This is a genomic window from Vibrio sp. A2-1 (assembly GCF_021728355.1).
In the GTDB taxonomy this organism is placed as follows: Bacteria; Pseudomonadota; Gammaproteobacteria; order Enterobacterales; family Vibrionaceae; genus Vibrio; species Vibrio splendidus_K.
Window position 1 is genome coordinate 1,199,857 of sequence record NZ_JAKKCO010000001.1, and the last position, 22,371, is coordinate 1,222,227.

Annotated in this window: 13 protein-coding genes; 7 read left to right on the plus strand and 6 right to left on the minus strand. The window is 43.7% G+C overall.

From position 1 onward, the window contains the following. The first annotated feature begins 311 nt into the window (after window positions 1-311). Window positions 312-4,727 carry a pullulanase-type alpha-1,6-glucosidase gene (gene pulA / locus L3V33_RS05005; protein WP_237289475.1) on the plus strand — a complete coding sequence of 1,472 codons (4,416 nt, stop codon included), beginning with the start codon at window positions 312-314 and terminating at the stop codon, window positions 4,725-4,727. Window positions 4,728-4,746: 19 nt separating this feature from the next. Here pulA and L3V33_RS05010 read toward each other — a convergent pair whose 3' ends face one another. Together L3V33_RS05010 and L3V33_RS05015 are read right to left on the minus strand one after the other, a co-directional pair. Then, entirely contained in the window at window positions 4,747-4,920 is a 174-nt protein-coding gene (locus L3V33_RS05010; RefSeq protein WP_237289484.1) for a hypothetical protein, read from the minus strand. Window positions 4,921-5,021: 101 nt separating this feature from the next. Beyond that, the gene (locus L3V33_RS05015; protein ID WP_237289486.1) at window positions 5,022-5,933 is read right to left on the minus strand and encodes a LysR family transcriptional regulator; all 912 of its coding nucleotides are present in this window, start codon (window positions 5,931-5,933) and stop codon (window positions 5,022-5,024) included. Window positions 5,934-6,127: 194 nt separating this feature from the next. Between L3V33_RS05015 and L3V33_RS05020 the strand changes: the two genes are divergently transcribed. The 3 genes from L3V33_RS05020 (at window position 6,128) to L3V33_RS05030 (ending at window position 12,167) form a co-directional block, all read left to right on the plus strand. Beyond that, window positions 6,128-7,759 (plus strand): alpha-glucosidase, encoded by a 1,632-nt coding sequence (locus L3V33_RS05020; RefSeq protein WP_237289488.1) that lies wholly within the window; start codon window positions 6,128-6,130, stop codon window positions 7,757-7,759. Window positions 7,760-8,126: 367 nt separating this feature from the next. Then, the gene (gene malE, locus L3V33_RS05025) at window positions 8,127-9,305 is read left to right on the plus strand and encodes a maltose/maltodextrin ABC transporter substrate-binding protein MalE (protein WP_237289538.1); all 1,179 of its coding nucleotides are present in this window, start codon (window positions 8,127-8,129) and stop codon (window positions 9,303-9,305) included. A gap of 30 nt (window positions 9,306-9,335) precedes the next feature. Then, window positions 9,336-12,167: an amylo-alpha-1,6-glucosidase gene (locus tag L3V33_RS05030; protein ID WP_237289540.1), complete on the plus strand. Its 2,832-nt coding sequence runs from the start codon at window positions 9,336-9,338 to the stop codon at window positions 12,165-12,167. A gap of 116 nt (window positions 12,168-12,283) precedes the next feature. Here L3V33_RS05030 and L3V33_RS05035 read toward each other — a convergent pair whose 3' ends face one another. From L3V33_RS05035 to L3V33_RS05045, 3 genes are all read right to left on the minus strand, one after another. After that, entirely contained in the window at window positions 12,284-13,111 is an 828-nt protein-coding gene (locus L3V33_RS05035; RefSeq protein ID WP_171329989.1) for an alpha/beta hydrolase-fold protein, read from the minus strand. A 230-nt stretch (window positions 13,112-13,341) separates the two neighbouring features. Further along, window positions 13,342-14,229 carry a MalM family protein gene (locus tag L3V33_RS05040; protein WP_237289549.1) on the minus strand — a complete coding sequence of 296 codons (888 nt, stop codon included), beginning with the start codon at window positions 14,227-14,229 and terminating at the stop codon, window positions 13,342-13,344. An 80-nt stretch (window positions 14,230-14,309) separates the two neighbouring features. Next, window positions 14,310-15,707, minus strand: a complete 1,398-nt coding sequence (locus tag L3V33_RS05045) for a carbohydrate porin (RefSeq protein WP_237289551.1) — start codon at window positions 15,705-15,707, stop codon at window positions 14,310-14,312. Between the two features lie 433 nt (window positions 15,708-16,140). Between L3V33_RS05045 and glgX the strand changes: the two genes are divergently transcribed. The 3 genes from glgX (at window position 16,141) to L3V33_RS05060 (ending at window position 20,961) form a co-directional block, all read left to right on the plus strand. Next, a complete protein-coding gene (gene glgX / locus L3V33_RS05050) occupies window positions 16,141-18,114 on the plus strand; it encodes a glycogen debranching protein GlgX (RefSeq protein ID WP_237289553.1) in 1,974 nt (657 codons plus the stop codon). 253 nt (window positions 18,115-18,367) lie between these two features. Next, window positions 18,368-20,110, plus strand: a complete 1,743-nt coding sequence (locus tag L3V33_RS05055; protein ID WP_237289561.1) for a diguanylate cyclase — start codon at window positions 18,368-18,370, stop codon at window positions 20,108-20,110. 128 nt (window positions 20,111-20,238) lie between these two features. Further along, on the plus strand, window positions 20,239-20,961 hold the full coding sequence (locus tag L3V33_RS05060) for a tRNA (adenine(22)-N(1))-methyltransferase TrmK (protein ID WP_237290173.1): 723 nt from the start codon (window positions 20,239-20,241) through the stop codon (window positions 20,959-20,961). 152 nt (window positions 20,962-21,113) lie between these two features. Here L3V33_RS05060 and L3V33_RS05065 read toward each other — a convergent pair whose 3' ends face one another. After that, window positions 21,114-22,076: an acyltransferase gene (locus tag L3V33_RS05065; RefSeq protein WP_237289563.1), complete on the minus strand. Its 963-nt coding sequence runs from the start codon at window positions 22,074-22,076 to the stop codon at window positions 21,114-21,116. Window positions 22,077-22,371: the final 295 nt, after the last annotated feature.

A 22,371-nucleotide genomic window follows, 5' to 3' on the forward strand; every position in this document is an offset into this window, starting at 1 on the left:
GGTGAATGATTCACCCTTTATTTTCGATAAAAAATAAGATCGCTCTATATCGGCATTAAGCTCACACTTCTGAGGAGTAGAGCTCATCCTCACCTCCTACTCCCATGCACTACGCCTTTACCTCATGAATAGTTAATTTGTGAGCGATTGATCAAACGTAATATTCATTTTAGTTATACAAAGCGTGACGACCTCACTGTATTTTCTAAATTTCCCTATCAAAAATAACTTTGGATATATCGCTCACACACCGTTCGACCTATTAAACACTACGATATTCAACTGAAATAAAAACAATATGGATATCAAACGTGAATACAAAAACCTTTAAGCTATCGACCTTATCCAAGGCTATGCTGCCAATTCTAACGGCAACAGTGATTGCGGGCTGTAATGATGATGACTCATCAAATTATACCGCTCCTACACCATCAACCTCTGTGCCCGCTGAAGTGGAACTTGCACCGAATGTAGCTCTCCCTTCTGCTGCTGCAACACCAGCAGCCACCGAAATTTCGGTTAGCTACATTGCAGATACGACATCCATAGTTTCTCGCATGGCAAATGCCACCACCGATTTTAGCCAATGGGTATTGGAGTGTGGTGATAAATCGTTTACCGCGACATCGTCTGATAATTTTGGTCCGACTTGGTTAGTTACCGCAACAGAAGCACAAGGCGCGTGCAGTATTTCAGATGGTACAACTCAACAAGCAGCCGTGACGCTAGACAGCAGTGATGCTGGTAAGTCATTTGGTGTGACTCATACTGGCGACAAAGTTGAAGGTTCTCGTCAAGACACCATGATGATGGCTCACGGGCTTGATCAAACCGGTACTGACGTAAAATTACCAGAAGTAGCAGCTCCTGGTGAATTGCCAGCTCCACCGTCTGGTCACTTTGCATTGCACCTATACGATGCACTAGGTGATTACAAAGAAGAAGGTGCAGAGAGAAACGGCTACGCAAACTTAAACCTGCATATCTGGAATAACGCAAATTGTGCCGCAGCAGGTGAAGACTACCTAAATGGTGGATGGGACGACGTAAGCGTAACACCAGATGCCTCTGATGAGTTTGGTCCCGTTTGGTATGTACCGGTTACTGATGATGCCACTCAATGTTTCAACGTAATTTTCCGTAATGCCAACAAAGATAAGCTTATTGGTAACGACCTTGTGATTGATATTTCAGGTCAAGCAGATAACCCAGGCGTCACTTATATTCCTGGCAGCGGAACGTCTTACCCAACCCGAGATGATGCATTTGCAGTAGGCGGTCCATCTTCAGAATTCACTATTGATACCGTTGGGGCAATTTTACTTGATGACAACACCATGGTGTGGCGTGCAGGCAGCGGTGCTGACCTTGTGCAAATCATGTTCAGCTCAAACGGCAAGTACGATGTATCAGAAAACGGTGTCGTCACCGGTGCCTCAATCAAGCTTACTGGTGCAACACTAACAGAAGCGCAAAAAGCACAATTCCCACACCTTGCTGACTACCCAGCATTTGAGGTGCCAGATCTTCCAACGGATCTGTCATTGGCTTCTTTGATGAAAGGCAGCTTAATTGCGATTGCTTCTTCAAACGGTGCTGCGAATGAACCATCAGAGCTGCGTTCTTCTACTGCGATTCAGTTTGCTGGCGCAATTGATGCTATTTTTGCTGAAGATGCAGCAGACCTAGAATACGGTCCAATTTATGGTGATGACGGGGTGACCTTCCGCCTTTGGGCTCCAACAGCTTCTGAAGTTGAATTGGTGGTTTACAACAGCGACAAGTCTGAAGCTTCACGTCACGCAATGACTGAAGATACTGCTTCTGGTAGCTGGAGCGTTGAACTAGAAACTGACGCGGTAGACAACAAATTCTACCGTTACGCAATGAAAGTGTTCCAACCAAGAGAGCAAAAAGGTTACGGCTACGAAGTAACTGACCCGTACTCAGTGAGCCTTTCAACAAACTCTCTATACAGCCAAGCCATCGATTTAGATTCAGATGATTTGAAACCTGCTGGTTGGGACGGTCTAGACGCACCCCACTCTCAAAATCCTGAAAATGGTGATTTGTCTAACATGGTGATTTACGAATCTCATGTCCGTGACTTCTCGGCTCAAGATGCAAGTACAGACAACAAAGGTAAGTACCTCGCCTTCACCGAGCAAAATTCGGTTCCAGTAAACCACCTAAAAGAGCTAAGTGATGCGGGTATGACTCACCTGCACTTAATGCCTGTGTTTGATATCGCGACGATCAACGAAGACCCTGATCAAGTTGCTAATATCAACGAACCATTTAGCAAACTATGCTCACTGAATGCGTCTGTTGAAAAAGATGACCGATTCAGTGGCTACTGTACAAGTGGTGGCACTATTGCTGACGCATTTGAAGAGCTAAAAGCAAGCGATTCAAAAGAGAACCCAGTGGTTGAAGGGCTTAACGAATACGTCCGTTCAGTCGACTCATACAACTGGGGCTATGACCCATTCCATTACACGGTTCCTGAAGGTTCATACTCTAGCGATGCAGAAGGTACCGCGCGTATCCTAGAATTCCGTGAAATGGTGAAGTCAGTTAAAGAAGACATCGGCATGAACGTCGTTGTGGATGTGGTGTACAACCATACCAACGCTTCAGGCATGAACGACAAGTCGGTACTGGATAAAGTGGTTCCTCTTTATTACCAACGCTTAGTACCAGATACAGGCCTAGTAGAAACATCAACCTGTTGTGAAAACACAGCACCTGAAAATGCCATGTTTGCCAAGCTGATTGATGACTCTATCCAAACTTGGGTTGAAGCTTACAAAATTGATGCTTTCCGTTGGGACTTAATGGGTCACCACCCACTTTCACAAATGGAGCAAACTTTAGCGGCAGCTCGTGAAGTCAACTCTGAAGTTTACTTCTACGGTGAAGGCTGGAACTTTGGTGAAGTTGAGAACAACAAACGTTTTGTACAAGCAACTCAACCGAATCTTGGCGGCACTGGTATTGGTTCATTCTCAGACAGATTGAGAGATGCAGTACGTGGCGGTAGCCCATTTGATGAAGCTAACGGCATCCGTGAAACTCAAGGTTTTGCTACTGGTGCAGCAGTATTACCTAATGAGTTAAGCCGAGATGCAGAAGGCAATGTGTCTGATGCAGAATTAGCTCGCGCACTTCACCAAACTGACTTAACTCGCTTAGGTATGGCTGGCAACTTGAAGAAATTCAAGATGGTCGATTACGAAGGGACCACTCAAGTAGGTTCAAGCATTGACTATAACGGTCAGCAAGCAGGTTACGCAGAACAGCCTTGGGAAGTTCAAAACTACGTTTCTAAGCACGATAACCAAACGTTCTGGGACATCAACATGTACAAAGTGCCTTCAGAGGCATCAGTTGAAGTACGCGTTCAAATGCAGTCTGTTGGTATGGCGACCGTTCTACTGGGTCAAGCAATGCCGTTCAACCATATGGGTGGTGAACTGCTACGTTCTAAATCAATGCAGCGTGACTCTTACGACTACGGTGATTGGTACAACCTTGTCGACTTTACTCTTGCAGACAACAACTGGAACAAAGGTTTACCTGCAAAAGATAAAGACTTCGCTAACTATGATTTGATCAGCCAAGTAACGGCCGACGTTAACGCGCACCCACAAGCTAAAGACTTGGAATTGATGTACTCAAATTACAAAGAAATGCTACGCATCCGTAGTGCTTCTGATTTGATGACACTGCCAAGTGCTGAAGAAATCATGAAACGTGTCGACTTCCGTAATTCAGGCAAAGGTCAAACACCTGGTTTGATTGTGATGACTATTGATAACGGTTCAACACAAACGACGGACCTAGATTCTAGTCTTGATTCAATCGTAGTGGTTATTAACGCATCACCAGAAACTCAAGTAGTGGGTGACTTCGTTGACCATGAGAGCAATGCTATCGAACTGGCTGGATTTGCATTAAGCGAAGAACATGTGGATGGCGGCGTAGCCGGTGCTTCACAATTTGCTGAAGGTAAATTCTCGGTTCCAGCTTGGTCTAGCGCAGTGTTTGTACAAGCTCGTAATGGCGAACGTGGGCTAGGTTTACCAGTGAGTGAAAAACTTGATGATTTACCTCCATTTGGTAACACCAAGATCTACATTGCTGGTGACTTCCCTGCTGCATCTTGGGATCCATCAACTATCGAAGTACCTTACGCTAATGGCGGTTTGTATACAGTTCAACTAGGTCTTGCTAAAGATACTGGCTACAAATTTACTAAAGGCTCATGGGATACAGAAATTAGCTGTGGTGGTGATAACTGCCCAAGTAACTTCTCTGAAATGGGTATGTACGAGTTTACACTTGATGCAACCAATGCTGATACACCAGTTGTGGTTGATGCAGTATTAAGTGAAAGCTATGTAGGCAAAACTTGGTTCATTCCAGGTACTATCTCTGGAGATTGGGCACACGGTGATGCACAGAAAATGACGTCAGATGCTGATAAGCCTGAAATAATTTCATTTACAACAGCGGAGCTGACTGCCGGTGAAACTACTCAGTTTAAAATGACTTGTGGTAACTGGGGCGAATGTGAACATGCCTTTAATGATGTTGTTCAGGGTTCTGAATCTCTAGAGATTACTGACTCAAGCGGCAATATTGCTTTCACTCCTGCAACAGCGGGTAGCTACCAAGTGGCATTCAACATACTAAACAAAGAGCTAACGATTACTGCTAAGTAACTATTACGTCTAAGTAACTTTAGTCAATGTAATATGAAAGCGTAAAGCTTGGCTGCTCTAAAACAGCACCAACTAAAAGCAAGCGCCAACCTACATAAGGTTGGCGCTTTTTCGTTTCTAGATCTTTGTTTTCTAGTGCATTAATTTCTAGTGCATGAGTTTCTAGAAACGTAGCTTCAATAGCCTTAAGCAAGTCGCTATATACAAATCAGTTTTTGGTTCAGCTTGAAGCTAGGTTTGACATAGCTTGTATCTTGATTTGGCATAGCTTAGAAGCCGCCTTACATAACTGCTTTAAATTGATTCCTGCAAAATCTGCACAAATCGTTGTATCTTTTGGTCATCAATACCTTGCTTGGTATAGATCCCGACATTACCTAACCTTTCTTCATTCACCAGTAAGGTTTCAATCTCTCGCTCTATCATCCAAGCGCACATTTTCTGACTATATGGCATCACCGCATCGGTCATTTTCAACATATCAATGCTGGCGAAAAGTGAATCTACATCATACACATCACGCCCAACCAATTGGCTTTCCATTGCATCTTCTTGGGAATTAACATGATCAGAGAGAACCGAATTGTGCCTTGAATGCTCAGGCGTCACTCGTAATAACGGGTACTGTTCTTGACTCTTCAATTGATCACTAATATCCAATTTTTTCTTAGTCAGCAGCGGGTGATCTTTTCGAACAAAAATGGCTTCTTTATCTTGAAACAAAGGGTGAAATGTCACTTTACAGCGTTCATGTAAACCTGTGACTTCATGCCCCACAAACAAATCGATATCACCTTGAACAAGGTGGTGCATCAAAGACAAGTTATTTCCAAATTCCAAATGCAATGAGCAAGCGGGCTCTATTAGTTTGTATTCTTTAACAGAGTGGCAAACAAATTGTTCCCACCAAGCTTCCCCGGTTCCGAGCTTCAATTTACCTAATTGTCGCTGCTGCATATCAGTAAAGCGGTGCATCAACGACAGATGCTTTTCTTGCTGTTCTTGTGCAAACTCCCGAAACAACAACCCATACTCGGTAAGCTCAACGCCTTTTGACTTGCGAGTAAAAATAGCAACACCAACATCACTCTCTAATTTCTTGATCGCCGCGGTCAAGGAGGGCTGACTAATATTCAGCTTTTCCGCCGCACCTTTAATGCTGCCTGTATGCGCAACCATCAGAAAATATCGGTATAGCTTGTTCATAGGATTCTCTTAGTTTGCATTCGATCACAAAATGCGAGGTTAGAAATTCAACAAATTAAACCACTTAACACAGCGCGCAGTGGATAGAACTCATGATATAGGATTTTTCTATAGAGAGCATTAGTAATGCTATTTCCCACAGAAAGTTAAAATCACTATAGTAAAGTCAATTAAATCATTAAGTGGACATTGAGATGGAACAGAAATGGTGGCATGACGCAGTGGTCTACCAAATTTACCCGCGTAGCTTTTTAGACTCGAATAATGACGGTATCGGTGACCTAAATGGAATCATCAGCAAACTGGATTACCTAAAGGCACTTGGCATTAATGTCATTTGGCTATCTCCTGTTTATCAATCTCCAATGGATGATAATGGCTACGACATCTCGGACTACCAAGCGATTGCTGAAGAGTTTGGCACGATGGAAGAGATGAAACGCCTGATGGATGAAGCGAAGGAACGTGACATTAAGATTGTTATGGACCTTGTGGTAAACCATACCTCAGATGAGCACCGTTGGTTCGAGCAAGCACGCTCTTCAAAAGACAATCCGTATCGAGACTATTACATCTGGCGTGATGCGCAACCGGATGGCAGTGCACCGGATGACCAAGGTTCTATCTTTGGCGGAAGTGCTTGGCAGTGGGATGAACTCACGCAACAATATTACTTCCATCTATTCTCGAAACGTCAACCAGATTTGAACTGGGAAAACCCGAAGGTTCAAGAAGAAGTTCATACTATGATGAACTGGTGGATTGATCTTGGCATCGGCGGCTTCCGATTAGATGTGATTGATCTTATTGGTAAAGAGATCGATAAAGAAATCACTGGGAACGGACCAAGGCTGCACAAGCTATTACAACAAATGAATCAGGCGACCTTTGGTAACAAGGATTTGTTAACCGTAGGAGAAACTTGGGGCGCAACACCAGAAATAGCCAAGCTATACAGCGGACAAGATAGAAATGAACTTTCTATGGTATTCCAATTTGAGCACATTACCCTGACATGGGAGAACGGTGACAAATGGAACCCTATTCCGCTTGATCTTCGAGAGTTCAAAAACGTGCTGACCAAGTGGCAGCTTGAGCTGGCCGATGGTGGTTGGAATTCCCTTTTTTGGAATAACCACGATTTACCACGTTTGGTTTCAAAATACGGTGATGACAAACACTTCCGAGTTGAGTCAGCAAAAATGCTGGCGACGTGTTTGCACTTCTTAAAAGGCACACCTTACATTTATCAAGGTGAAGAGATTGGCATGACCAATGTCGCTTTTGACAATCTAGACCAATATAAAGATATTGAAACGCACAATTTCTATAAAGTAAAAACGGAATCGGGTATCACTCATGAACACATGATGGACGCCATTCACGAAAACAGCCGTGACAACGCTAGAACACCCATGCACTGGAACAGCCAAACTAATGCAGGCTTCTCTGACGGAACACCTTGGATTGAGCTGAATCCAAACTACCCAGAGATCAACGTCGAAAGTGCGTTGGCTGATCCAAGTTCCATATTTTATCACTACAAAAAGTTGATAGCGTTGCGAAAAGCTCACCCAGCGATTGTCTACGGTTCATTCACTCCGGTCTTTGAAGAACATGATCAAGTATTTGCTTACGTGAGAGAACTGGATGGAGAAAAGCTGTTTGTAGTTTGTAACTTCTCAAACGACAAGCTGACACTGGATATGCCTGAACAATACCAAACTCAGACGCTTGATTGTCTGATCAATAACTATCAAACGGTCACTGAGTTGTCAGCCAAGCTTGAACTGGCACCGTATGAATCATTTGCTGTAAAACTGTAATCATACGTTAAATTCAACACACCAAAGGCAAGGTTCTCCTTGCCTTTTTTATTGCCCAAAGCCATCGATTCTCTCCAACATTTCACATCTTAACCTAAGCAACCTAGCGCTTAGTTTTGGATGGCTTTCATCACCCCAAAATAGTTTGAGCCCGCCTTCACATTTCTCTATACGCGCCACTTCACAAAACTATGGCGATAGCCTGTAAAACAGCACTGTATCGGCATTGCTATAGCTTTTTACTATATCAAAGGTGCGTTTACCTATTTCTCAAAGGCTAAATTAGTCGATATTATTTTCAGCAGATAATAAGAACTGATAGAAGTGATTATCGTTATGGATAACCTTCTGAATATGGAATGAAACTATGAAACCTCTATTGAAAACACTGTCTATTTGTACTCTTGCTGCTCTTTTCAATGCACCGGCTTTTGCTATGGAAGAAGGTGAAATCACAATCTGGATCAATGGCGATAAAAGTTATGCCGGTCTTTCTGAAATTGGTAAACAATTCGAAGAAGATACTGGTGTAAAAATTAACGTTCAGTACCCAGATTCACTGGAAGCAAAATTCCAACAACACGCAGCAACTGGCGGCGGCCCTGACATCATTTTCTGGGCACACGACCGTTTTGGTGGCTACGCAGAATCAGGCCTACTTCACGAACTTAATCCAAGTAAAGAATTCAAAGAAAAGCTTGTCGACTTCAGTTGGGATGCGGTGACAGTCAACGGTAAAGTTGTGGGCTACCCTCTAGCAATCGAAGCACCTTCTCTAATCTACAACAAAGACCTACTTCCAAACCCACCAAAAACATGGGAAGAGCTTGCTGCCATTCAGAAAGAGATGGCTAAGCAAAACAAAAAAGCCATCATGTGGGATGTAAAAAATGCGTACTTCACATGGCCGATGATCTCTGCCGGTGGTGCCTTCGCGTTTGAAAAAACAGCAACAGGCTATGACGCTAAAAGCACAGGTGTTAACAATGCAGCGGGTGTGCGCGGCCTTCAATTCTTAGTTGATATGGTAAACCAAGGGGTAGTTAACCCGAATATGGATTACTCAGTAGCAGAAGCAGAGTTCACCAATGGCAATGTGGCAATGACCATTAATGGCCCTTGGTCTTGGGGTAACTTAGACAAGCTTGGTGTTAATTATGGTGTTGCGGAGCTGCCGACATTAAATGGCGGTAAAGGTAACCCATTTGTTGGAATCCTAAGTGCGGGTATCAATGCTGCGAGTCCAAATACTGATCTTGCTGTCGAGTTCTTAGAAAACTACCTATTCCAAGACGACGCTCTGAAAACCATGAATGATGACAAGCCTCTTGGCGCGGTGACACTAAAGTCATTCCAAAAGATTCTTGAGAGCGATGATCGCATCAAATCAACCATGACGAATGCTGAAAACGGCGAAATCATGCCAAACATCCCGCAAATGACGGCTTACTGGTTCGCTGAAGGTGCGGCTATCGATAACGCAATGCAGGGTAAGCAAACCGTTAGAGAAGCACTAGACACAGCAGCAAAACAAATTACCAAATAACCTTTCTTATTATTAATATCCTATTGTCCTTTGGCACAGCGCATGCTGTGCCTTTTTTGTTTTGGAAATCAACTCGCTATGCAAATCCCTACTCTTTACCTAAAAGGTACGTTCAATGGCTGGGGGTTAGACACCCCATTGTTCAAAGAGCAAGACGGCTCCTACAGAGCAAACTTATGCTTATCTACCGACCTTTATCGCTTCAAAATTTCGGATTCAGATGGCACCAAGCAATGGACACTTTCAGGGCATGAAAGTGAAGCCACTCTCTGTGAATTGGAACAAGCAATGCCGCTTATCAATACACAAGGTATTGGTAATGATCTGCTGCTCTCTCCCGCTGTCGCTGGTCAATACTCCTTGAAGGTGCAATTCAGCGCTTCGACGCCAACGATCACCGTAACCAAGGGGGAATACAATGATCTATCAACACCTCAACGCGAGCCTATGAACACACGTCTGATAGCGGGTGAGACAGAGGAGACGCTGCCTCTCTGGCAACACCCTGAATTTGCAATGCCACATAACCAACTATTCCAAGAGCTCACCATCTCAGAGACACAGTCATTCCCGTTTGTGTTCGGGGATAATGTCGATGGTTACTATCATGGAGCAACCTATAGCTATGTAAACGGTGGTAAATATCGTCACCACCAAGGTTGGATACTGGGAACCTTCGCCAGCTATATCGACGGCAAGTTCAATAATAAGTTAGAGGCTGAACGTGCTAGCCTGACGCCTTATGGTATTGAACATCATTATGAGAATAGTCGAGAATCGCTGAGCCTGATTCAAGGTTCCAGACTCGTATCGCTTAAGGTATCGTCCAACAAACCGAGCGCTTTAAGCCTAATTCCAGAACTCAACGTACCGACGACTCACTCTAAAGTTCACATTTCAGACTCAAATATCGTCATAGAACTCAACCCTCAAGTTTGCCCAGACGGCTGCCCAAGGTTTGTCGCCATCGTGAGCAATCATGCAGTACATGCACGAGAGATCTCGCTAGACGCTCACCCTGAACTTCGCGACCTAGTTCAACTCTCAGAGAGCAATACAAAGCTCATGCTCACGACGTCAGATAAACAAACTGAACTTGTCGTCTACCTCGGCTTTGCTGAAACTCTTGAAACCGCTAGCTCATTGGTCAATCAAGCGATCAAAAATAACGAACACGTTCTTCACCAACAGCGGATTTATGAGTTCTTAACCAATAATTATTTGTGGACCAACGACCTTGAATACAACCAAGCCGTCATGTGGTCGCGCCTTGCAAGCCGAACCTTTGTGAGTCATGAGTTCGGCACGGGCATTTGGGCTGGATTACCTTGGTTCAAGGACTGTTGGGGCCGCGACACCTTTATCGCGCTGTCTGGTACAAGCCTGGTAAATGGTTTATTCAACGAAGCAAAAGAGATCATTGAAAACTTTGCGTCCATGCAGATGCTCGACGAAAATTCCACAAATTACGGACGAATCCCGAATCGAGTGACGAGTAAAACGAACATCATTTATAACACCACCGATGGTACACCTTGGATGATTCGTGAAGCCCTTGAGTACATCAACTACTCTGGCGATGTGGCGTTCGCTAAGGCCATTTACCCCACTCTCAAGCATTTCATCACGGGTGTCGAAAAACACTACTTGAATGAAGATAGCCTGATGGCACATCGCCACCCTGATACGTGGATGGATGCGAAAATTGATGGGATGACACCTTGGTCTCCTCGCGGTCCTAAAGCCAATGACATCCAAGCTTTGTGGTTTGAAAGCTTAAACTGCGCTATTCAACTCGCAACTTTAGTGGGCGACTCCGAAGCAGAAAAGAGCTGGACAATCCAAGCAGAAAAAGTGAAAGAGAATTTCGCCACCAAGTTTTGGGATGATAAAAACCATCGCCTAGCCGATCATTTATCACAAGGTGATGTGCCTGATTATAGCGTGCGCCCGAATCAGTTGATGACGATTTCAATTCCTCAGAAAAGTCAGCTTAATCAGAATGAAAGAGAGCAATACATCGTCAAGAACGCGGTAGAAACGCTATTGTTCCCATGGGGGATCTGCTCGCTACAACAAGAGCATGTCGATTTTCACCCTTATCATGACAATCAAGCCATGTACCATAAAGACGCGGCTTATCACAACGGGACGATCTGGGGGTGGAATGCGGGCTTTACCATTACTGCGCTCAACAAATTTAAGCGGCAAGATCTCAGTTACCAGCTATCCAAAAACTTGGCAAAACAGATCCTTACACAAGGCTGTAGAGGGACGATGAGTGAGAATTTGGATGCTTTTCAAGAAGGTAACCGCGACCTTGTAGAATCAGGGACGTTTGCTCAGGCCTGGTCCGTTTCAGAATACGCTCGTAACGCGCAACAGGACTATTTGGGATATTGCCCACGCTTATTGGACAATCAGATACACCTAACACCAAATTTCCCAAGTTGTTGGAGCGAATTAGTGGCTTCGTTGCCTTTTGGTCAAGGAAACCAGCTACGACTGTCATTTGAATCTAAAAATGGGATTTCTCATTACAAGATTCAGTCAAATCTAGAAGATACGGTAAGTCCCGAAATCACATTAGTTCTTAAACTGGATATCGACCAAAAATCTGTGGCTGTTATCTCAACACCATTAGCACAATCGTTGGAGATAATGATCGACAGTCATCAACAACAGGTCACGGTTAACGACAAACAAGCGCAGTTTGAGATTCAACCAAAGCCAAATAACGCCATCTTACGCGACTTACAATTTGCCAAGCCCGACTTTGCAAAGCAGCACAACTGTTTGATGAGCAAGGACTACTTGTTGAATAAGCGCAATAAGCAAAAATTGTCAGCAGCCAAGGACTAGCTTGGCTGATACTAAGCCTATCGCTTTATTGACGTATAAAGTGATACGGCTATAACGCGATAAAAAAGCAGGCCTAATACACCGGTTACGAAGACAAAACGGAGTTAGGCCTTCTTTTATTGTCTAAAAATAAAGTCGATAAAATCCGGGAATCGCAACGACCAAGCCAGTTCATTGTGTTGATGACCTTGCCCTTCTTGATAAAGCAGCGTCACGTTCGGCTTTTGAGCGAGCAACGTATTCATCTCCCTTGAACCACTCAGATAAACGTCAGCAAAATCCACGCTTGTCTCTTCACGAGCTTCATTCGTTCCCATATCCATATATATTTTCGTTGGATACAGAAAATCAAACTCTTTCATATAGTCGAAGTAAGAGGATTTATTGAACCAAAAAGCCGGAGAGAAGACCCCAAGCACGCCAAAGGTATTCTGGTATAGTGAGCCGCCATATAAGCTAATTAGCCCGCCCATGGAACTGCCAGCAAGGTACGTAAACTCTCGGTTCGGCTTTGTTCTGTATGTTTGATCTATGTAAGGCTTCAATGTGTGGCAGATAAACGCCATATACTCGTTCCCTTCACCACCAAAGTTAAGTAACTCATCACCAACGCCCAACTCTTTTATGTCTTGATTGGCGCGCCAAGGCGAATACTCATTATAACGCTCCATTCCATCAAGCTCATGACTGCTGTCGATGGCGACAACAATTAACCCTGATAACTTACCGAGCCTTTGCATCTCATCGAGTGTCGTTTGTGCATCCCAACACATCCCATACGTCGCTGTAGACTTCTCAAAGACATTCTGCCCATCATGCATGTATAAGACAGGATAAGCATGCTCTGCTTGGTGATACCCCGCAGGAAGGTAAATGCGGAGCGTTCGAGTTCGATTCAACTGTGGAATAAAGAACTCATCGATAATAATCAATTCAGATTGCATTACGACCTCTAAACTTGAAGCGTCTATAAATTCAGATATAAAAAACGCCCCTTTAAAGGAGCGTTCTATTTCTATTTCGATCTAAGCAACTAAGCAGCTAAGCAGCTAAGCAGCTAAGCAGCTAAGCTATTGGTTGCTAAACCATTCAGCCTACTAATCTATTAAGTTAGTAGGTCAATAAGCGAACTAACTAACAAGCTAACAAGCTAACAAGCTAACAAGCTAACAAGCTATTTTGCATTGACGGCTCGAACAAAAGCTTCTTGTGCACCTTCAACATTAAGCGCCTTCGCTTCATCTAACAAACCTAAAGCTTTCGGTATGTCACCTGACTTCACCGCATTTTGTATAGCGGACAAATAGAAGTCTTTTGTCTCTTGCTGCACACGTATCTGCGTATCTGCTTTCTTCGGTACAACAGCTGTTGCAGTCGCTGCAAGAGCCGCAGGGGCAGCAACAACAGCGACTGGCGCTACGGCAGGTTTAGCACGGTAAGGGCGAAGTTTTAAAGTCTCGATTTCTAACTCTAAACGACCACCTAGTTGATTCGTGTATACCGGATCGGTGACCATAGGCATCACCTCACCAAATTCTTTCGCTCTCACCTTTGCTGGGTGATCAACTTTCACCTTATTACCAAGCTCATCCGCTGGCGTGTAAATAACAATATAAGGTGTTTTGCTCGCATCAACACGCAAGCGTTCAATGTAACTCGTACGAGTAAAAGCGTCGGAAGCCTGAACTTTAAAGTCTTCAAACTTCAATGTTTGTACTATCTTAAAGTTTTCATCTAGAAGCATGGCTTCTGGAGCAAAAACTGAATCATCGATCATCAAGCTCGATAGCTTAACGACCATTTCCCCTGAGCGTTCGCTGAACTTGAACGCTGCAAAGTGGCTATTGCCTGTTGTAAATGTACCGACAGGCGATCCCAAGTCGATATCAAATTTTAAATCTTCATTATCATTCAATTGTGCGTATGGGAACTGCGAAAAATCGCTGCAGCATACTTCTGCATTGGTAGGTGCATCGAGTTTAGTTTGAACCTGAGCATCGGAAGCACAACCGCTTAGCAAGGCACCTAGTACCACGGCTAACATAGAGCTTTTATTTGTCATTGTAATCTCTCTCACTATTGGTTGTTGGGGGGAAGAAACGGAAAAAGGCAGCCAATGGGCTGCCTTATACTGTAAATGGTTTAGAACCAAATTTCAGTGTGCACACCGAATACAAATTGGTCTTTACCGTTATCGATACCAATTTGTTTAGCACTTGCTTCATCATCAGCTTTAATGTAACTGATGTAAGGCTTAACTTGTGGACGACCGAAGTAGTCAGAGTTCGCAGTAAATGCCGTTGCAATTTCTAGGTTAAGAATATCGCTCTCTACATCATCACCAGTACGACCACCAAAGTAACCTTCATCACCTTCTTCATGCGCATAAGAAGCAGTAGCTTCTAAACGAATGTTGTCGTTCAGTTTGTAAGAAGGACGAGCAGCAACAATATAACGAGTTAGGCCTTTAGCGCCCCAAAGTTCGTCAAGAGCTGTGATGTATGTCGCTTCTGTACCAAGCTGCCATTTTTCTGAGATGTTTAGTACACCGTAAGAAGTCAAGAATAGAGATTCAGCATTATCATCACCTTCAGACCAGCCACCGAAGTTTACGCCGCGGTTTTGCATTACGCCCGAACCATATGCAATGGCATTTTGAGTCCAACCGTCTAGGCCATAGTAACTCGTATTTAGCGTTACAGATGCACCGATACCATCTTGATCTTCACCGTCATTTACCACTTTTTGACCGTATTTAAAATCAAAGTCTAGAGAACCAATACCCGCATCTACGCCGTAGTAATACAAATCAATAGAAGACGCTGTCGTACGTTCACCTTTAGTCACAGTTTCACATGCAGGTTTTGTTGCGTCGTATTCAGGTTTAGTTGGATCTTGACACTTCATGTAATCGGCCTTGCCCGCATCAGGATCAGCCATTACGTAAGCGATACCAGCAGTATTTCCTGCAAGCTTAGTTTGAATACCAGCACCAATACCTGATGACTGCTTCCAGAACTCACCTGACAAGATACCTGCAGCACGGTTTAGGAAACGTTGACCACCCCAAACAGAAGTGTCTTCACCCAGAATACCGCCAAGCTCAACGAAGGCTTCTTTTACTTCAAACTGTGCTGTTGTATCTGCTTTTTGGCTACCAGATGAAGAATAAGCGTAAGAGTTGCCATTACCATATTCAGTGCGAAGAACGTAATCCGCCCACACACCATTTTGGTACTCAGAGTGCTTCTTAATTACAAATTCAACTTGGTTAGTACTCTTACCGTGAGTACCCGCTGTTTTGTAATCTGGCTTACCGAATTCAGTGTCTACTGTTTTACCATCTACAACACGAACGTTAGAAGACATATAACCATGCACTTCCCAACCGTCAGTGATAACGTCAGTAGGGTTTTTCACCTCTACTTCCATTGCAGAGTCACCACTTGTTACATCAAGTGCAACTTCACTTTCTGCGAACGCTGAACCAGCGACGAGTGCAGAAGCCACTGCAGCAGCAATCAAACTTACTTTTTTCATTCTTAACTCCATTAAGGACGATTTATTTTTAGGTTTTATATTTTTGCTCTCTTGCGACAACCAAAGGCAGTAATGGTAGACGTAAGATAGAGAGGTTTAGGGTTTCCCCTGATTCGTTTCAACGGAGCCAATATTAAGAGGGGGTGACAAGTTTGACTTCCTCCACCCCGAACTAAATTAAGGGGGATGAGAAGGGAGTAGAACTTATACGGAATGGTGTTTTAAAGGGTTGGATCACTTAATCTAGGAGGAGTAGACAGCACACAGATCTAATTATTCAGCATAAGTGAGATCTACTTCAAATATATAATTTGAACTTCATCGATGAATTATTTTTCAATAAAATTTATTCTATGAAGTTGCTTGACCTTAATGGGACAAAGCCTTTTACTAATAGTTCACTGATGTTGATAAACGAACAAGAAATCAAGCAATGACTAGAACGCTCGCTCGCCCTTATCCACTAGGCGCAACGCTAGGTAACACTGGCTGTAACTTCTCAATTTATTCCCCTGACTGTAAATCCCTTTCTCTCGCTCTTTTTGACGAGAACGATGAGTTCACCACTTATAAATTGGAAAATGAATACGCTGATATCAGATATGTATTTGTTGATGGTATTAAAGCGGGACAAAAATACGGTTTCATTGCTGAAACTGATAATGGCCCGATCTTACTTTCCGACCCTTACGCTAAAGCAATAAGCGAACCGCTCGATTACACAACGCCATATACCAATGAAAAAAGCTTTTCGATGGCGAAGTGTCTCGTAGTTGATGACACGTTCGATTGGCAAGATGTCGAAAAGCCGCGTATTAGCCGCGAAGAGACCGTTCTTTTCGAAACTCATGTAAAAGGCTTATCTCAACTTCACCCAGAAGTCGCGACCAATACAAAAGGCCGTTACTTGGGGTTAGTTAGCCCCGAAATGCTTGCATTCTATAAACAGCAAAACATCAATTCTCTACAACTTTTACCTATTGCTGCATGTATGCATGAGCCCCACCTATTGGATATGGGGAAAGTGAATTACTGGGGTTACAATCCATATTTGTTTATGGTGCCAGACCCACGCTACGCAGAGAAAGACGCCGTTAGTGAACTCAAAACCGCGATTCGAGAACTGCACCGCAACGGTATCGAAGTCATTCTCGATGTCGTCTACAACCACACGGCAGAAGGCGGTGAAGGTGGTACAACCTTCAACCTAAAAGCACTGGATAGCCGCTACTACATTAAGCATGGCTGTCATTACGCGAACTTCACCGGTTGTGGTAATACGGTCGACCTCACCCACCAACCAGCACTGAACTTAGTCATGGATACACTGCGCTACTGGGTTAGTGAGTTCCAAGTCGACGGCTTCCGTTTTGATTTGGCAGCAACACTGGGCCGCGAAGGCGATAACTACAATCCTGAGGCTGCTTTCTTCAAAGCCGTCGCCCAAGATCCGGCATTGAAAGAAACCAAGTTAATTGCAGAACCATGGGACATCGGGCCAAATGGCTACCAAGTTGGCAATTTTCCGTTGGGGTGGAATGAATGTAACGACAAACTGCGAGATATCACTCGTAGCTTCTGGCGTGGCGATCAAGGCTACTTGAAAGAGTTTGCGACTCGCTTAATGGGCTCGCGTGACATATACAGTGCCGCCCACTGGCCGTACAAATTAACCGTAAACTACATCACTTATCATGATGGCTTCACCATGCAAGATCTTGTTTCTTATAAACATAAGCACAATGAAGAAAATGGTGAGAACAACCGCGATGGACACGGTGACAACCGCTCTGAAAACTATGGTGTTGAAGGCAACACTGAAAACCTTTTGGTTATCGCAACACGTGAAAAGCAAAAGCGTAACTTCATGGCTAGCCTGTTATTTGCATTTGGCATTCCGCATATTCTGACGGGCGACGTGTTATCTCATACTCAACAAGGCAACAACAACGCATACTGCCAAGACGGTATAACCAGCTGGCTCAACTGGGAAAGCTCAGAGCGTAAAACCTACTTCAAGGCTTGGTTATCTGAGATGATCTCCGCACGTCAACAATACATGGTGCCGTTTATCAAAGCATTCAGCGGCGAGAAACGTAACTCTAACCGCATATTCTGGAGACGTGTTGATGGCACATTAATGGAACATGATGATTGGAACCGCTTAAGCTCCGTAGCCTTGCATTTGGGCATAGGTACAGATGGCGACGAGTTGATCTATCTGATCAACCAAACCAACGCACCTGCGCGTTTTTCTTTACCTAGTGACCGTGAGCAAAACTGGGTGACTATCTGCGATACTAACCTTAGAAATGTAAAACCAGGTCATGCTGAAGGTGAAATGCTGTTATCTCCAGCTTCAATGGCGATTCTGCACTATTCGCCAGACAAGACTGATTTGATTTAAGTTAAAAGCTAAGCCAGCTTAATAAACCACCAGAAACCATAGGAGCCAGTTATGTTTATGACTGGCTTTTTTGTTAGCCGAATATCACAAAAGTCATTCATTTATATGGAATCATTTGCATTGATGTGATTACTAAAACTGTTTAGTATGGCCGTACTATAAAAATGAATCTATAACGTCTTTGGATATCATGGCTTTACCTAAAACATTAATTCGGCTTTTTAAACCATACATCATTTTATTAACTGGAGGGATGCTCTATCTTGCTGTGGCTCAGCTTGAAAAAGTAGAAACAGCAGCAACCGAACAATCATCATCAAATATTCGAATCGCAAGCTCCACGATTCGTTCCAACATCGAAGCCACATTTAGCAAGCTCTATTTTCTAGAAACCAGTCTAGGCTTACCTAAAACGGCTCCAATCGGTGACCGAAAATTCAGAGAACTGAGTGATAACATTCTAAAAAGAACACCTAACTTCTCCGATATCGTTCGATACCAACCTCAAACCCAACAATATATATCAAGTCGTGGCTTACCTCTTTCCAACGAACAAGTTGGCTCCATCAAATGGAACCCAATAGACAGTGTTGTTGACGATTTTTATATCTCTTCTATTTATCAAAAGCCCGATGGTCGTTGGGTATTCGCGGTAAAACATACAGCGGAAAGATTGAACGAAGAGATATGGATTGAGTTTGATCTATTGCACACAACCCAAGGATTGAGAGACTTAAAAACGCTTAATCACGGCTATGTGTTTGTGGTTGATCGAGCAACAGAACGACTTGTCTTTCACCCTAATCCGAAACGTATCGGCTCTAAATCTATCAGCTACCACGCTGGAATAAGCCACCAACTCTCGCAAGGCGAAACCGTCGGTAAACACGAATACTACTATCAAGATAACTTCAAAATATCGGTATTTGACGCTGACAATAGCTTGAACTGGGTGTTCATCGCAGGTACCGATCGTCATGATATCCTAACCAGCTCATATCAATTCACATTAACTGGTGTCGTACTTGGTTCTCTGATTCTGTTGTGGGTTGGGGCAAACTATTTGTCTTATCGCTTGAACGTATCTTTATCTCAACTGAATAAGGTCGATGACCTCGTAAGCTTTAAACGAGAGTTGAAATCCATACTGGCTAGCTTTACTTACCAAAAAGGCATTCAATTCTGTCTCTATCAGCCTGAAAACCACACATTCAGTACCATCGACTATCACGGAAACAAATCAACGGTACATTGTGACAAGGCCCTTGCAGAACGATTTACACCAGACACCATGGCTTATCGAAGTGGTAAGTACGCTGATCCGCTGGCATGTAAACTCAAAATACACCAACGTCACTACTGCATTCCTTTGCACTCTCGCAAACAGTTGGTCGCAGTGCTTTATGTGAACGCGAACTTACCGATCAGCCAGAGTATTCTGCGTATGATCAGAGATTACACTGAGGTCTCGCTGTCTAACTTACTGCTCCACCATCAATTGAGCAGTAAAGATCTGATGACTCAGTTGGACAACAAAAGCAGTTTCAATATCGCACTGGAAAACTACGCCGACGAGCCAGATACCTATGTTGCTCTGCTCGACATCGATAACTTTGACCACGTTAATCGCGCCTATGGTGAAGCGGTCGGTGACAAGATGATCAAGCTGACTGCAGAAGCGATACGCTCATACTTCCCTAAGCCTAAAGGGCTTTGTCTTGCACGTATTGGAGGCAAGGAGTTCGCTGTATTGTTCAAAGCAAATGATGTGAAGGATGCCAAATTCCAGCTCGACCAATGTCGAATTGGAGTTAGTGATCAAGCCGTTACCACACCAGATATCACGTTATCATTAGGTGTCAGCGTCGGATTCTCGCAAATAGTAGGTGAAACAGATTCGGCTTTAGCGCTTGCAGAACAGGCGAAACTCATCGCTCAGCAGCTCGGAAAGAACCGAGTGGAAGGACATATAAGAGCTGTCGCGCAAGCTTCATAACACGCCGCAGATTCGTATGTGCACACAAAGCACCTAGGATTCACACCCTAGGTGCTTTTGTTTTTATGGAAAGTCATTACAATGCGCCTTCGACACGACAATATTCCCTTTCTAACGACACGAACCTTATGAAGCTAAGTAACCGACTGCAAACTCTCCACTCCCTTGTCAACAATGACTACCAACATATTTGGGACTGCTGCTGCGATCATGGATTTTTGGGCGTTCAACTGTTGTCGGATAATAGAGCGCCTCAGATTCACTTTGTCGATATTGTCCCGTCTCTGATGAATGAACTGGAAGACAAGCTAACTCGTTACTTTCCCCAAGATAATTCAGACCAACAAACGGTTACCAGCCGATGGCAAGTTTACTGCTTGGATGTCGCTGCTATTCCGCTCCAGAAACATACTGGTAAACACCTGGTTATTATCGCGGGCGTCGGTGGCGATCTCACGCAGAAGCTCGTCGACGACATTCATCGCCAACATCCAGACAAAGATATCGATTTTTTGCTTTGCCCAGTCCATCAGCAGTTCGAGCTAAGAAGTCATTTAAAAGCGCTCAAGCTCGGCCTGATTGACGAAGTGTTGATTGAAGAGAACCGTCGTTACTACGAAATTTTATTGATTAGTAATAACCAAGGTGATGCTGAAAAGAGCCAAAACGTTAACGAGATATCAAACGTCGGTGACAAGATCTGGGCACCAAGCTGTGATGAACAAATGAAAGTATCACAGCAATACAAAGCCAAAACATTGCAGCATTACTTACGCATCCATCAAGGGCAAGAGAAGCAAGGCAAACCGAGCCAAGTGAAACACATCATCGATGCTTACCAAGCGATTTAGCTTTGTACTCACTTTGAGCGTATTCACTTTAAAGAGTTAAGAACATAGTAAGCACTAACTTCATTGTTCAAAGCCCATACAGCAGATTCAATAAAAAAGCCGACAGTTCAATGAACTATCGGCTTTTTTGATGCTATTTGTTTGGTTTGATCTTACTGCGCTTGCTTCTTATGAACCGCATCAACCGTATCAGCCTCACGGAGCGTATCAACCGCATCAACCGCATCAACCGTATCAAGAGCATAAACCGTATCGAGATACTCGTCTTTCTCTTTCCACGTGTTGTTCAACCAACTGTGGAAACGACGCTTAAACGCTTTGTCTTCAAAGTAATTGCCGTTCACGTTCTCATCCATCGGATGCAATTTAATACGCACGACCACCTTCTTCATCTTACCTTTCAGCATGTCTTCAAACGGAGAAGTCTGATTCTCTGGGTAAGCCAAAGTAACATCGACGATACCATCTAGGATTGGGCCCATTGCAGACAGAGCAAACGCCACACCGCCGGTTTTTGGCTTGAGTAGATGTCGATACGGTGTTTTCGCTGTCGCCAGTTTCTCGTGATTGGCACGTGTCCCTTCGACAAAGTTGACCAATGTTGTTGGTGCCCATTTGAACTTAGTGCATGCCTTGTTGATTGCGTCGAAGTCATCATTACGGCGCTCAGGGTTACGAATCAAAAACTCACGCGAGTGGCGTCTCATGAACGGCATATCCAAGCCCCAGCAGGCCAATCCAACAAAGGGAACATACAACAGTTCGTGCTTGAGGAAGAACTTAGTCATTGGCATCTTGTCTTTCAAGATTGAAGACAAAATCACGATATCCGCCCAGCTCAGGTGATTCGACATCATCAGGTACCACTGCTTAGTCGAGATATCTTCCCCTCCTTCGACTTGCCACTCGATATCGTTATTCACATTCAACATCCAAAGGTTAAGCGAAGCCCAACACCAAAACGTGAAATTCGCTAAACGAGTACATGACTTTTGAACAATAGAGATTGGAAGAATCAGTTTGATGAGGCCAAAGAAGCTCACGGTAAACGCAGTCATTGCGGTATTGATAGTCACGAACAATACGTTCAAGACCATACGAAGATTATCAAGCATAAAACACGGCTATATTGAGATCGAAAGCCGACATTATACTCATCTGTAAATTATTCTCTTCAGTTATTGGTGGAATCGTTCAAGGGTCAAACCACTCATTGAGATTGATCAAGCTCAATTCAAAAATTAGCCATAGCAAAGCCACCAAGATCTAACTTCCAACAAGACCAAGAACAAGAACAAGAACAAAAAAGACCACAAATGGTCATTAAGACTCGACCATAAGCATGTACTTTTGACTCTATTAAAAGAAATCCCTCTCAGCAATTCAGTATTGATAAGCATTCTCATTATT

What these genes read in the sequence shown, in the direction of transcription:
- L3V33_RS05015 (WP_237289486.1), bottom strand. Translation starts at nt 5,933, where the DNA reads ATGAACAAGCTATACCGATATTTTCTGATGGTTGCGCATACAGGCAGC.
- L3V33_RS05020 (WP_237289488.1), top strand. Translation starts at nt 6,128, where the DNA reads ATGGAACAGAAATGGTGGCATGACGCAGTGGTCTACCAAATTTACCCG.
- malE (WP_237289538.1), top strand. Translation starts at nt 8,127, where the DNA reads ATGAAACCTCTATTGAAAACACTGTCTATTTGTACTCTTGCTGCTCTT.
- L3V33_RS05035 (WP_171329989.1), bottom strand. Translation starts at nt 13,111, where the DNA reads ATGCAATCTGAATTGATTATTATCGATGAGTTCTTTATTCCACAGTTG.
- L3V33_RS05040 (WP_237289549.1), bottom strand. Translation starts at nt 14,229, where the DNA reads ATGACAAATAAAAGCTCTATGTTAGCCGTGGTACTAGGTGCCTTGCTA.
- L3V33_RS05045 (WP_237289551.1), bottom strand. Translation starts at nt 15,707, where the DNA reads ATGAAAAAAGTAAGTTTGATTGCTGCTGCAGTGGCTTCTGCACTCGTC.
- glgX (WP_237289553.1), top strand. Translation starts at nt 16,141, where the DNA reads ATGACTAGAACGCTCGCTCGCCCTTATCCACTAGGCGCAACGCTAGGT.
- L3V33_RS05055 (WP_237289561.1), top strand. Translation starts at nt 18,368, where the DNA reads ATGCTCTATCTTGCTGTGGCTCAGCTTGAAAAAGTAGAAACAGCAGCA.
- L3V33_RS05060 (WP_237290173.1), top strand. Translation starts at nt 20,239, where the DNA reads ATGAAGCTAAGTAACCGACTGCAAACTCTCCACTCCCTTGTCAACAAT.
- L3V33_RS05065 (WP_237289563.1), bottom strand. Translation starts at nt 22,076, where the DNA reads ATGCTTGATAATCTTCGTATGGTCTTGAACGTATTGTTCGTGACTATC.